This is a genomic window from Kitasatospora sp. NPDC054939, assembly GCF_053610105.1.
The window spans coordinates 21509-33382 of record NZ_JBSGXP010000097.1 but is presented as its reverse complement, the minus strand read 5'-3'; the positions used below and the strand labels follow the sequence as shown (position 1 = coordinate 33382).

Sequence of the window (11874 nt, the reverse complement as noted above, 5' to 3'; positions counted from 1 at the left end):
TTCCGCCTGTCCTCACGCCGACTGGGTAGGCCGCCGGGCGCCGCCCGCGGGACCGGCCGGCGCCCGTCGGCGCGCGCGGAGCGGTTACGGCAGGTAGTCGTTGGTGAAGGCGTCGGCGGGGGCGACGGGCTTGTCGACCAGGCCCTGCTCCTTCATGAAGGCGGCCATCTTCTCCCAGGTCGCCGCGTCGTTGAGACCGGGCTTGCCGGAGGCGGGGGCCTTCATCAGGGGGGTGGTGGCCTTGAGGACCGCGAGGGCGGAGTCCTGCTGCTTCTGGTCGTTCATTCCCGGGATGTAGGTCTTGCTGATCGACACCGCCTCGTCCGGGTGGTCGATGGTGTACTGGACGCCGCGCAGCGTGGCCGCGACGAACTTGCGGACGTCGTCGCCGCGCTTGTCGAGGGTGGCCCGCTTGGCCCCCAGGCCGGCCGCGACCAGCGGCAGCGCGGCGGCCCCGCCGGTGCCCTCGACCGGGCGGACGGCGAATCCGGCCTGCTGGAACTGCACGGCGTCGTTGTTGAGGTAGCCCATCACGGCGTCGACCTTCTTGCCGACCAGGGCGGCCTGCTGGGTGAAGCCGATGTGCTGGACGTTGACGTCCTTGGTCGTCAGGCCGCCGGCCTTCAGCTGCGCGAGCAGCCCGAAGTACGTCTCCCCGAACGGGCCGGGGGTGCCGACCGTGCGGCCCTTCAGGTCCGCGACCGTACGGATCGGGGAGTCCTGCGGCACCAGCATCGCCACCGGGTAGGTGTGGTAGAGGGTCGCGATGTCGACGATCGGCAGGTCCTTGGCCCGGGCCTGGAGCATCTCGTCGCCACCGGCGTAGACCACGTCCTCCTGGCCGGCGGTCAGGCCGCCGAACAGGTCGTCGGTGAAGCTGTGGTGGCGGAGCGTCACCTTGAGTCCGGCCTCCCTGTAGAAGCCCTTGCTCTCGGCCACGTAGAAGGGCGCGAACTGGATGTTCGGGATGTAGGTGAGTCCGACGGTGACGGCGCCGCCCTGCTTGCCGTCCGAGGACGCGGCGGTGGGGTCGGAGGCGCAGGCCGAGAGCACGGTGCTGCCCGCGAGGAGGAGGGCGAGCGCCCCGGCCGGGCGGGCGGTGGTCTTGCGCATGCGGGAGTCCTTGTTCGTAGGGGTCTGGGCGGGGTGGTGCCGGCCGGCCCGGACGGGCCGACCGGTTCGGTGCAGCGGTGCTCGGCGGTCCGCGCCGGTCGTCAGCGGTCCACGGCCAGCTCGACCAGCCGGACGGTCCCGTAGGTGGCGGCGGCCAGCAGGGTGAGGGCGAACAGCGTGACGAACAGGCCGGTGGAGTCCGCCTGCCCGCGCTGGACGGCGAGCAGTTGGCCGAGGCCCTCGCCGCCCATCACGAACTCGCCGACCACCGCGCCGGTGATGGACAGCGTGCAGCCGGTCCGGACGCCGGCCAGGATGCTCGGCAGCGCCAGCGGGAACTCGATGTGGCGCAGCATGCCCCAGCGGCCCACCCCGTCGACCCGGGCGGCGTTGAGTACCTCCGGGTCCAGCTCGCGCAGGCCGAGCATGGTGTTGACCAGCATCGGGAAGAAGACCAGCAGCGAGCAGAGGATGGCGATCGGCAGCAGCCCGTAGCCCACCCAGAGGGCGAGCAGCGGGGCCAGCGCCACCGCGGGGACCGCCTGGGAGGCGGCGAGGTACGGCTGGAGGGCGCGCGCCGCGACGGTGCTGCGGGCCATCAGGTAGCCGAGCGGCAGGGCCGCCGCGATGCCCAGGGCGCTCCCGGCGGCGCTCTCCACGACGGTCTGCCAGGTGTAGTCGAGCAGCCCGCCGTCGGTGACCGCGTCGGCGAAGGCGCTTGCGACGGTGCCCGGGGCGGGCAGGAAGAAGGCCGAGACGGCTCCGGTCCGGGTGACGGCCTCCCAGGTGCCCAGCAGGACCAGGCCGAACACCACCGGGGGCAGCAGCGTCGCCAGGCGGCCGCCGGTGCGCGCGGCAGGGCGCGGGACGGCGGCCCCGGGCCCCGGGGCGGGCGCCGGCACCCGGGGTGTCCGGTCGGCGGTCTTCAGCTGTGACACGGCTGCTCCGTTCGTCTCCCCCGTGCACGGGGGTGGGTGGTTCCGGGCCCGGACCGCGGCCGGGGCGGGGCGCTCACCGCGCCGCTCCGCGCAGGAGGAGGGTGACGGCCAGGACCGCCACGGCACCGGCGGCGAGCGCCAGCCAGCCCGCGCCGGTGCCGGTGGCCGTCACCACCGCGATGCCCAGCGGCGGCCCGACGGCCGTCCCCGCACTCCAGGCCAGCGAGGACAGTGCGCTGCCCCGGCCGAGTGCGCCGGGGCCCGAGAACCGTACCAACAGCGGGAAGAACGCCGAGGAGTAGGCGATCTCGCCGAGCGCGAAGAGGACGGCGAAGGCGGCCAGCAGGATGCCCCTGGCCGGGCCCCCGGTGCCGGCCGCGAGCGCCCCCGCACCGAACGCGGCGCACCACAGCAGCGGCGCGGCGACCAGGGCAGCCTCCTCGGCCAGCCGTTCGAGGCGGGCGGCGACGGGGTGTTGGAGCAGCAGCAGGACGAGGGCGTTCCCGGCGGTGACCGCGCTGACACCGGCCAGGCCGATGCCCATGCCGTGGTGCAGCAGCAGCGGGACGGTGGCCTCGATCTGGGTGAAGCCGGCGGTCGCGAACAGGGCCTGGGCGAGCATCAGCAGGGCGACCGGGCGGCTGCGCAGCAGGCTCCGGTAGCCCGGTGCGGGCGGCTCCGGGTCGCCGCCGCCCCCGGCCCCGGCGGTGGCCCCGGCCCCCGCCGCGGCGGGCGCGGCGCGGCGGCGCCGGTGCACCAGGAGGAACACCAGCGCCAGCGGGACCGAGGCGGCGGCCGCCGCCTCGTACAGCCAGGGCAGTGCGCCCGCCGGGTGCGCGGCGGCGAGCAGCAGGGCGCCGCCGGTGGCGCCCAGGCCCATGCCGACGTTGGTCATGACGTGGCGCAGGACGAAGGCGCGGCGCTGCAGCGCGGCGGGTACCAGCGCGGTGACCACCCCGGTGATCGCCGCGTACTGCAGTCCGTAGCCGACGCCCGCGAGGAGGCCGGAGGCCGTCACGGCGGCGCCGCCGTCGGCCGCGCCGAGCAGCGCGTACGCGGCGACCAGCGAGGTGGTGCCGACCGCGCCGACCGCGGCGGCGCTGCCCCGGTCGGCCCGGGGGCCGCCGACGACCGCGGCGGCGCACCCGGCGGCGGCCATGGCCACGAAGTACGCGCCGGCGCCGGCCGTCCCCAGCCCGAGTCGGTCGCTGATGTAGATGCTGGTCAGCGGGAAGACCATGCCGATGCCGGCGCTGGACGCCAGCAGCGCGGCCATCAGGGCGTGGAAGACGGTGCCGGGCCGCTCGCCCGGCTGCCCCGCACCGCTCACCGGCCCGCCAGGCGGTCGCGCAGGGCCAGCAGCTCGCGGACGGGGGCGAGGTCGAACGGGCCGGGGACGGAGACGATGATCTCGCCGGCCCCGGCGGCCGTGAAGTCCTCGGCCAGGCCGGTCTGCGGGGCGTCGATCATGACGGTGCGGCCGATCTCGCGCGGGTCGCGGCCGACCCGCGCGCACCAGTCGTCGAGCAGGGCGCTGCGGCGGGCGAACTCGGCGACCGGGTCGGTGGAGTCCCAGCCGTACCAGTTCCACAGGTCGGCGTAGCGGGCCACGGCCTGCAGGGTGCGCTTCTCGCCGCCGCCGCCGATCAGCAGCGGCAGCGGGCCGGCCGGTGCCGGGTTGAGCTTCGGCAGGCGCTCGCGGATGGCGGTGACCGCGGCCTCGAAGGCGTCGATCCGGCCGCCGGGGCCGGGGAACGGGTATCCGTACTCGCGGTGCTCCTGCTCGAACCAGCCGGCGCCGACCCCGAGCACCAGCCGCCCCCCGCTGAGCAGGTCGACGGTGCGGGCCTGGTCGGCGAGCAGGTGGGGGTTGCGGTAGGCGGTGCAGGTGACCAGGGAGCCGATGGTGGCCCGGCTGGTCTCGACGGCCATGGCGGCCAGCAGCGACCAGCACTCGTAGTGCGGGCCGTTCGGGTCGCCGGTCTGCGGCAGGAAGTGGTCCCAGGTCCACAGCGAGTCGACGCCGAGCCCGTCGGCCGCGCGCCAGGCCGCCCGCAGGTCGGCGAGCTCGCAGTGCTGGGGGTGGAGTTGGACGCCGATCCGCAGGGCGGGGCGGGCGGTGGGGGCGGTGGTGCTCATGGGGTGTCTCCTGGTGCGGGTGGTGCCGGCGGGCGCGGGCCGGCGTCGGGTGACGGCCGGGGCGGAACCGGGGTCAGCGCGGCTCCACGAAGACCCGGTAGACCGGCGAGCCGGAGCTCTCGGTCAACGCCTGCTCCGCGTCGGCCAGTTCGTGGCGCGAGGTGACCAGCTCGGCCAGCCCGTCGGCGAGCACGCCGCTGCGCAGCAGGGCGGCGGCGGTGCGCCAGTCGGCGGGCTCCTGGCTGTAGGAGCCGGTCACGGTGAGCTGGCGGCGGTGCACCTCGTAGCCGGGCAGCACGGCGTCCGGGGTGTCGTGGGAGCCGCCGAAGAGGACGATGCGGGCGCCGTCGGCTGCGGCCCGGAACGCCACGGCGATCGCCTCGCGGGAGGCGATGGTCACGAACACGACGTCGGCCTTGGGGAGTCCGTCCACCTGATCGGGCGTCACGGCGTGGTCGGCGCCGGCCTGCAGGGCCGCGGCCCGGCGGGCGTCGTCGGTCTCCACCACCGTGATCGACCGGGCCTGCTCGTGCCGGGCGAGCAACTGGTGCAGCCGGCCCATGTACCCGGCGCCGACCACCGCCACCCGGTCGCCGGCGCGGAAGGAGCCACGGCGCAGGGAGTGGACGACGCAGGCCAGCGGCTCGCCCATCGCGGCATGCCGCGGGTCGGCGTCGCCGACGGGCCAGGCGTGCGCGGCCGGCACCCGGACGTACTCGGCCAGGCCCGCGCCCATGCTGATGGTGCCGTCCGGCAGCAGGCTGCCCTGCGGCGAGGCGCAGACGGCGCTGTCGCCGGCCCGGCAGTTGCGGCAGGTGCCGCAGCGGGTCAGCAGGTCGACGGTGACCAGGTCGCCGACGGCGGGGGCGTCCTCCAGCGCGGCGGCCCGTGCGCCGACCCGCTCGATCCGGCCGGAGACCTCGTGGCCGGCCGCCACGGGGTAGACGGGCATGGCGCCGGTGTAGAGCTTGGCCTCCATGGTGCACAGACCACAGGCCGCGACCCGGACCAGGACGTCGTCCTCGCCGATCTCGGGCACGGGGGTCTCGCGGATCTCCAGGGAGCGGGGGGAGGTCACCACGGCTATGCGCATCGGTCGTTCCTTTCGGTGGTGCTGCGGTGCGGGCGGCCGGTGGGGTCGGGCCGCCGGTGGTACGGGCGGCCGGGTGGGCCGCCGCTCGTGCGGGGTTCCGGGGCACGGGGGTGCCGTGCCGGGGGCGCAGGGCTCCGCTCCCGGGCGCGCGGTGCCGCGGGCGGGGGCGGAGCGTGACGTCGTCCGGGTGCGGACGGGGGCGGGTGGCCGCCGCCGGGTGGTCGCCGGCGGTGCGTGCGGGGCGCTCAGCCCGGGGGGAGTGACCAGTCGGCCGGGGGCTGCCAGTGCGCCCACTCCTCGGTCCACCAGGTTTCGCCGCGGTCGAGCTGCGCCGCGACGCGGTCGGCCTCGGCGCGCACGGCGGCGGCCTGGGCGGGGGTGAAGCCGCCGGTGCGGGCGCGCTCCTCGAAGGCGTCGACGTCCTTCCAGCGGTACGGGCCGCCGTCGGCGGGGATCCAGAGGTCGAGCTCGTGGTCGAGGGTGTCGAAGCCGTCGGCGGTGATCCGGTACGGCTCCTGGAAGTTGACGTACCAGCCGGCGAGCGCGTCGGTCCGCTCGTCGCGGAACGCCCAGACGGCGTAGGCGTCGCGGGGGCGCTGCAGCTGCAGGACGCCGGGGCTGCGCCAGCGGTCGGCGACGGTGCTCCAGCCGTGCGGGCCCCAGCGGAACTCGCCCTCGCCGAAGGTGAGCGGGGTGTCGTGGGCCAGGTGGACGGCGAGCAGGTCGGGCCGGTCGGCGACGACCCGGACGGGGTAGCTCAGCCACGTCCGCCCGTCGAGGACCTCCCGGCGCAGGACGACCTGGCCCGGGCCGTACCGGCCGGCTGCCCGACGGCCGGTCCCTCCGTCGGCGGGCGCGGCTGCGCCCCCCGGACATTCGTCAAGTTCGTACATGAACGTCGTGCTCCCCCGTTTCGCAATTCCGGCGCCTGGTGCGCGGGACGCGATGCGCCCGCTCCGGCCGGAGTGCCGCGCGCCCCGATCCGTCGGATCCTGCTTCCCGACGGCCGGTCAATTCGGCCGTACGGAGGATTTACTGACGGGTAGGCAGTGGCGGACCGGATCTTAGGCACGGCCGGCGGTCATTGGCAATACCCGCCGAACGGGGGGTGTGCACCCCCGCTCATCGGCCAGTGACGCAGCCCACTTCCGATCGGAATGTCGGAGCCTTGTCAAGATCGCCCTCGGTGTGCGAGGTTGGCGGACGTTGAACAAGACGTTTGCGCACTCCGGGGTCGGTGAAATTCCGAACCGGCGGTTACAGTCCGCGACCCGTCCGCAGCCAGCGGCCGGTTGACCAGGTGAAATTCCTGGACCGACGGTGAAAGTCCGGAAGGGAGGCAGTGCGCGGCGGGCAAGGTCCCCCCGATCTCCGGGGAGCACCGTCGGCCTCCGGGCCGTGCGCTGCTCCGTTCCCGGCGCAACCGGCGGCCGCCCCTGCACGCCCACGCTCCGAAGCCCCGGAAGTCCGCGCCCCGAGCGCGAGGAGAGTTCCGATGGGCCGCACCTACGACGCCCCGTCCGGCCGGTTGCACCCGGCCGCGGTCCGGGTGTGCGGGACCCGCGTTGAGCTCGCTCTCCGCCTTCCCGCCTCCCGCCGAACGCTAGGACCACGGGCATGACCACCACCGACGCACTGCCGTACCCGATCGACGCCGAGCCGGCGTACGACCCGATCGACCACGCGATCGCCGAGATCGCGGCCGGCCGGGCCGTCGTCGTCGTCGACGACGAGAGCCGGGAGAACGAGGGCGACCTCGTGTTCGCGGCCGAATTCGCCACCGACCGGCTGGTCGCCCTCGCCATGACCGAGTGCCGCGGGCTGCTCTGCGCCCCGATGGCCGGTGACGACCTGGACCGCCTGGAGCTGGAGCAGATGGTCCGCCGCAACACCGAGCACCACCGCACCGCCTTCACCGTCTCGGTGGACGCCGCGGCCGGCATCAGCACCGGCATCTCGGCGGCGGACCGGGCCCTGACCCTGCGCCTGCTGGCCGACCCGGCCGCCGGGCCGGCCGACCTGGTGCGCCCCGGGCACGTCTTCCCGCTGCGGGCCGACGACGGCGGCGTGCTGGCGCGGCCCGGCCACACCGAGGCCGGGGTGGACCTGTGCCGGCTGGCCGGCCTGCGGCCCGCGGCGGCGGTCTGCGAGATCGCCAACGCCGACGGCACCATGGCCCGGCTCCCGGAGCTGCGCGCCTTCGCCCGTCGGCACGGTCTGGCGCTGATCTCCATCGCCGATCTGGCGGAGCACCTCCGCTCGGCGGGCGGCGCGGCCGCCGCCGCCCGGCCGGTGGCGGCCGTCGGCTAGGCCCTGCCCGGCTGAACGGGGGCCAGGCCCTGGCCGGCCGAGGAATCCGGCCCCGGTCGGGGGCGCGACGGTTCCGCAGTGCGGTCCCGGTGTTTCCGGGATTGCGCGGAGCCGGTGTTCGCCCTGCCCGCGAAATGGCCGGACGGGCCGCTCGAACCACAGTTCGCCATTGCTTTGACAGTTGTTCACCTAAGCTCCAATACTTGCGGTACGGAACAAGTCCGCGGGGAGGGACCTCAAATGTCCGACAAGGGCACCGTAGAAACACTCAGAGGAATCTGGGAAGACGTCCTCGGAATACCGGTCGACGACCCGGACGCCGATTTCTTCGACCTCGGCGGAGATTCCCTGCTGGCGCTGGCGATCTCGACCCGCGCCATCGAGTCCGGCCTCGACATGCCGCGGTCGGCGGTGCTGCGCCGCAGTACGCTCCGTGAGCTCGCCGAGGCGGTCGAGGACCCCCGACTCTTCGAACGCGCCTGAGCGATGGCCGTCGTCGTGGTCTACGACCAGGGCTCGGCCTCGCCCCGCGAGGTCATCGCCCTGGGCCGGACGGAGCCGGTGCTGGTCGCTCTGGCCGACTCCGAGCACGCCCGCCGGGTCGCGCCGCTGTTCGAGGAGAACTGCGCCGGCGTCGTCCCCCTCGCCGAGGGGCACGAGCAGGCCGCCGCACGGCTGCGGGCGGGCGGCGCCAAGGGCATCCTGACCTTCAGCGAACGGATGCTCGCCGACACCGCCCGACTCGCCGAGCTGCTCGACCTTCCGTTCAACTCGACCGACACCGTACGGGTGTTGACCGACAAGGCGGCCCAGCGTCGGCGCCTGCGGGAGGCCGGTGCGGACGGGGTGCGCAGCGCCCTCGTCACGGCCGCCGACGGCTGGCCGGCCGCACTGGCCGAGGTGGGCCTGCCCGCCGTGGTCAAGCCGGTCCGGGGCGAGGGCAGCCGGAACACCGTCCTGGTGACGGACCCGGACCACGGCGCCGCCGTGGTGGGGGAGTTCCTGCGCACCGAACCGGCGCTGGTGGTCGAGGAGTTCCTGGCCGGAGCCGACTGCGCGCCGTTCGGGGACTACGTGTCGGTGGAGAGCGCCGTCACCCCGGGCGGTATCGGCCACTTCGCCGTCACCGGGAAGCTGCCGCTGGCGCCGCCGTTCCGGGAGTCCGGGCAGTTCTGGCCCGCGCGGTTGGCGCCGGAGTCCGAGGCCGGGGTGATCGGGCTGGCCGACCGGGCGATCCGGGCGCTGGGCGTCACGCACGGCCTGGTGCACACCGAGATCAAGCTGACGCCCGCCGGTCCCCGCCTGATCGAGGTCAACGGCCGCCTCGGCGGGGACCAGACGGGCCTCGCCCGGCGTGCGGTCGGGCTCGATCTCGTCGTACTGGCCGCGGAGTTGGCCCTCGGGCGCGGCACCCTGCCGGGCCTCGCCCGCCCGGACCGGGTGCACTTCCAGTACTACACGCCCGGGCCCGTCGCACCCGGCCGGCTGACCCGCGTCGACGGCCAGGCCGCCGTGCGGGCCCTGCCCGGGGTCGACTCGTACCGGCTGTCGGTACGGCCCGGCACCGACCTGGCCGGCGGCACCGGCACCACCCTGCTCGACATGCTGTGCGGTTCGGCCGCGGACCACCGGGAGATGATCGCGCTGCTGGACCGGGCGGTCGCCCTCCTGGCGTTCGAGTTCGCCGTCGACGGCCGATCCGTCCTGCGGACCGCCCGGAACCTGCTCGACCACCCCTGAGGCGACGCACCGGCCGGGGAGGCCCCGCCGGACCGTCGGCGCCCGGACCCGTCCCGACGGGCAGGTCCGTCCCGACGTAACCGATCGGTCCCGACGTAACCGGTCCCGACGTACCGGCCCGTCCCGACGTGCGGGCCCGTCCCGCCCTGCGGACCCGCAGGCGCGCACCCCGCCGGGCCCCCCGTCCGCCGCCCACCGCCACGGGCACCCCCTCGTTCGAACCCCCTGGACTCCTCATGCCCTCCCTCGGCTCGGCCGCCGTCGGGTTCCTGAAGGAACTCGTCCCGGCGCCCGGCGCCGAGCGGCACATGGGTGTGCTCACGCTCACCCAGTCGCTCGGCACCGGCCTCTTCCTGACCTCCAGCGCCATCTTCTTCACCCGGACCGTCGGACTCTCCACCCAAAGCGTCTCGCTGGCCATGTCGGCGGCCGGTCTGTGCGGGTTCCTCGCCTCCGTCCCGGGCGGCCGGGTGGCCGACCGCTTCGGCGCGCGGCGCCCGCTGGCGGCCAGCTACGGCCTGCTCGCCGTGCTGTTCGTCGGCTACGCCTTCGTCGAGGGTCCGGCGGTGTTCACGGTGGTCGCCTGTGCGATCGCGGTGTGCGAGACTGCCGGAAGCCCGCTGCGGGCGGCCCTGACGCACGCGCTGTTCGGCTCCGCCCGCTCCGCGGGGGTCCGGGCGAGGATGCGCAGCCTGTTCAACCTCGGCTTCACGGCCGGCGCCGGGCTGGCCGGCGTGGCCCTGGCGACCGATTCGCAGCTCGCCTTCCTGCTCGTGGTCGCGGTCAACGCGGCACTCCAACTCGTGTGTGCCATCATCACGTTGAGGCTCCGGCCGGACGGTCCCGAGGTGGTCCCGGCCACGGCGGAACGCTCCTGGGGCGCCTTTCGGGACGGCCGGTTCCTGCTGGCCACCGCGCTCACCGGGATCCTGGAGCTGTTCCAGCCGGTGCTCGCGGTCGGCGTGCCGCTCTGGATCGTCAACCGCACCAGCGCGCCGGGCGCCCTGGTGGCGGCGCTGACGGTCGTCAACACCGTCCTGGTGGTACTGCTCCAGGTCGCCGCCGGCAAGGGCGCGGACACCGTGTCCGGCTCCGGCCGCCTGCTGCTGCGGGCGGGGCTGCTGATGTCGCTCGCCTGCTGCCTGTTCGCGGGCTCCGGCACCACCGGCACATCGGTGGCCGTGGTCCTGCTCTTCGCCGGGACGGTCGTCATGACCCTGGGCGAACTCGCCCAGTCCGCGGGCGGCTGGGGTCTGTCCTTCACCCTGCCGCCCGAGGGCCGGATGGGCGAGTACCAGGGCGTGTTCGGCCTCGGCCGCGGCCTGCAGCAGTTCTTCGGGCCCGCCCTGGTCATCATGCTGCCGCTCGGCATGGGGGCCGCGGGCTGGCTGCTGCTGGCGGGCGTCTTCCTGGTCAGCGGACTGATCGCCTTCTGGGCGTTCGTCCGTGACGCGCCGTCCGACCACGCGCCGTCCGACCACGCGCCGTCCGACCACGCGCCGTCCGACCACGCGCCGTCCGACCACGCGCCGTCCGACCACGCGCCGTCGGACCAGGGGCCGGCCGGTCCGCAGGCCGGACCGCCGGCCGACACCCCGGCGCCGGACGTCCCGGCGCAGGGTTCCCCACTCCTCCACACCCCGAACCACAGGAGCACCACGTGAGCCCCACCACCCGTAGCTATCGCTCGTTCCGCAGCGTCCTCGCCGAGCACCCGCTCGCCCGGATCGCGGGCGCGCACTCGGCGCTCGGCGGCGTGATCGCCGAGCAGGTCGGATTCCAGGCCGTCTGGGCCTCCAGCTTCGAGATCTCCGCAGCCCGCTGCCTGCCCGACGCCAGCCTGCTCAGCATGAACGAGTACCTGGACGCGGCGGCCAACATCCAGAAGGCGCTGACCGTCCCGGTCGTCGCCGACTGCGACACCGGCTTCGGCAACAGCATGAACGTGGCGTACATGGTGGCCGAGTACGAGCGGGCCGGCATCACCGCCGTGTGCATGGAGGACAAGATCTTCCCGAAGATGAACAGCTTCGCCGCGGCCGCGCACACCCTGCTCGACATGCACGCCTTCGCCCACAAGATCGAGACCGCCAAGAAGGCCCAGAGCGACGAGGAGTTCTTCGTCATCGCCCGGACCGAGGCGATGATCAGCGGGCTCGGCGTCGACGAGGCGCTCAAGCGCTGCTCGGTCTACGCCGACGCCGGTGCCGACGCCGTGCTGGTGCACTCCAAGCAGGCCACCAAGGACGAGGTGCTCGCCTTCCTCGACCAGTGGGACAACCGCCTGCCGGTCGTCGTGGTGCCCACCACGTACCCGGACTGGCACGCAGACGAGGCGCGCGCGGCCGGCGTATCCGCCGTGATCTACGCCAACCAGGGCCTGCGGGCCACCATCACCTCCCTGCGGAGCGCCCTCGGCTCGATCTACGAGACCGGGCACTCCGCCCACCTGGAGGACAGCATCGCCGGGGTCAAGGACGTCTTCGCGCTCCAGCGCCTCGACCAGTGGCAGGAGTTCACGGCCTGACCGGCCGGAGCGAC

General features: G+C 74.7%; 10 protein-coding genes, 1 pseudogene and 1 riboswitch. Of the genes and pseudogenes, 5 read left to right on the top strand and 6 right to left on the bottom strand.

The features are described from left to right. Window positions 1-84: 84 nt before the first annotated feature. The 6 genes from ACWGB8_RS25220 to ACWGB8_RS25195 form a co-directional block, all read right to left on the bottom strand. Entirely contained in the window at window positions 85-1113 is a 1029-nt protein-coding gene (locus tag ACWGB8_RS25220; RefSeq protein WP_452215859.1) for an ABC transporter substrate-binding protein, read from the bottom strand. A 101-nt stretch (window positions 1114-1214) separates the two neighbouring features. Next, window positions 1215-1799 (bottom strand): ABC transporter permease, encoded by a 585-nt coding sequence (locus ACWGB8_RS25215; protein ID WP_452215861.1) that lies wholly within the window; start codon window positions 1797-1799, stop codon window positions 1215-1217. 325 nt (window positions 1800-2124) lie between these two features. Next, window positions 2125-3381 (bottom strand): MFS transporter, encoded by a 1257-nt coding sequence (locus ACWGB8_RS25210; protein ID WP_452215858.1) that lies wholly within the window; start codon window positions 3379-3381, stop codon window positions 2125-2127. After that, window positions 3378-4190, bottom strand: coding sequence for an LLM class F420-dependent oxidoreductase (locus ACWGB8_RS25205; RefSeq protein ID WP_452215857.1), 813 nt, complete (start codon window positions 4188-4190; stop codon window positions 3378-3380). Before ACWGB8_RS25205 ends, ACWGB8_RS25210 begins: the two co-directional genes overlap by 4 nt. Window positions 4191-4263: 73 nt before the next feature. Further along, a complete protein-coding gene (locus tag ACWGB8_RS25200; RefSeq protein ID WP_452215856.1) occupies window positions 4264-5283 on the bottom strand; it encodes a zinc-dependent alcohol dehydrogenase in 1020 nt (339 codons plus the stop codon). Between the two features lie 245 nt (window positions 5284-5528). After that, window positions 5529-6176 carry a DUF402 domain-containing protein gene (locus ACWGB8_RS25195; protein ID WP_452215855.1) on the bottom strand — a complete coding sequence of 216 codons (648 nt, stop codon included), beginning with the start codon at window positions 6174-6176 and terminating at the stop codon, window positions 5529-5531. A gap of 326 nt (window positions 6177-6502) precedes the next feature. Further along, a riboswitch (FMN riboswitch) is annotated at window positions 6503-6633 on the top strand. Between the two features lie 267 nt (window positions 6634-6900). On the opposite strand from ACWGB8_RS25195, the pseudogene ribB reads away from it, so the two are divergent. The 5 genes and pseudogenes from ribB to ACWGB8_RS25170 all read left to right on the top strand — a co-directional run. Continuing rightward, window positions 6901-7548, top strand: a pseudogene (gene ribB, locus ACWGB8_RS25190) (3,4-dihydroxy-2-butanone-4-phosphate synthase); the annotation flags it as partial. Between the two features lie 285 nt (window positions 7549-7833). Beyond that, window positions 7834-8076 (top strand): phosphopantetheine-binding protein, encoded by a 243-nt coding sequence (locus ACWGB8_RS25185; protein ID WP_452215854.1) that lies wholly within the window; start codon window positions 7834-7836, stop codon window positions 8074-8076. 3 nt (window positions 8077-8079) lie between these two features. After that, window positions 8080-9333, top strand: a complete 1254-nt coding sequence (locus tag ACWGB8_RS25180; RefSeq protein ID WP_452215853.1) for an ATP-grasp domain-containing protein — start codon at window positions 8080-8082, stop codon at window positions 9331-9333. Between the two features lie 236 nt (window positions 9334-9569). Beyond that, window positions 9570-10997: an MFS transporter gene (locus tag ACWGB8_RS25175; RefSeq protein ID WP_452215852.1), complete on the top strand. Its 1428-nt coding sequence runs from the start codon at window positions 9570-9572 to the stop codon at window positions 10995-10997. Beyond that, window positions 10994-11860, top strand: coding sequence for an isocitrate lyase/phosphoenolpyruvate mutase family protein (locus ACWGB8_RS25170; protein ID WP_452215851.1), 867 nt, complete (start codon window positions 10994-10996; stop codon window positions 11858-11860). Before ACWGB8_RS25175 ends, ACWGB8_RS25170 begins: the two co-directional genes overlap by 4 nt. The last annotated feature ends 14 nt before the right edge of the window (window positions 11861-11874 follow it).

Bases quoted from the DNA above. Each gene is read 5' to 3' on its own strand.
- ACWGB8_RS25220 (WP_452215859.1), bottom strand. From the start codon at position 1,113: ATGCGCAAGACCACCGCCCGCCCGGCCGGGGCGCTCGCCCTCCTCCTC.
- ACWGB8_RS25205 (WP_452215857.1), bottom strand. From the start codon at position 4,190: ATGAGCACCACCGCCCCCACCGCCCGCCCCGCCCTGCGGATCGGCGTC.
- ACWGB8_RS25200 (WP_452215856.1), bottom strand. From the start codon at position 5,283: ATGCGCATAGCCGTGGTGACCTCCCCCCGCTCCCTGGAGATCCGCGAG.
- ACWGB8_RS25195 (WP_452215855.1), bottom strand. From the start codon at position 6,176: ATGTACGAACTTGACGAATGTCCGGGGGGCGCAGCCGCGCCCGCCGAC.
- ACWGB8_RS25185 (WP_452215854.1), top strand. From the start codon at position 7,834: ATGTCCGACAAGGGCACCGTAGAAACACTCAGAGGAATCTGGGAAGAC.
- ACWGB8_RS25180 (WP_452215853.1), top strand. From the start codon at position 8,080: ATGGCCGTCGTCGTGGTCTACGACCAGGGCTCGGCCTCGCCCCGCGAG.
- ACWGB8_RS25175 (WP_452215852.1), top strand. From the start codon at position 9,570: ATGCCCTCCCTCGGCTCGGCCGCCGTCGGGTTCCTGAAGGAACTCGTC.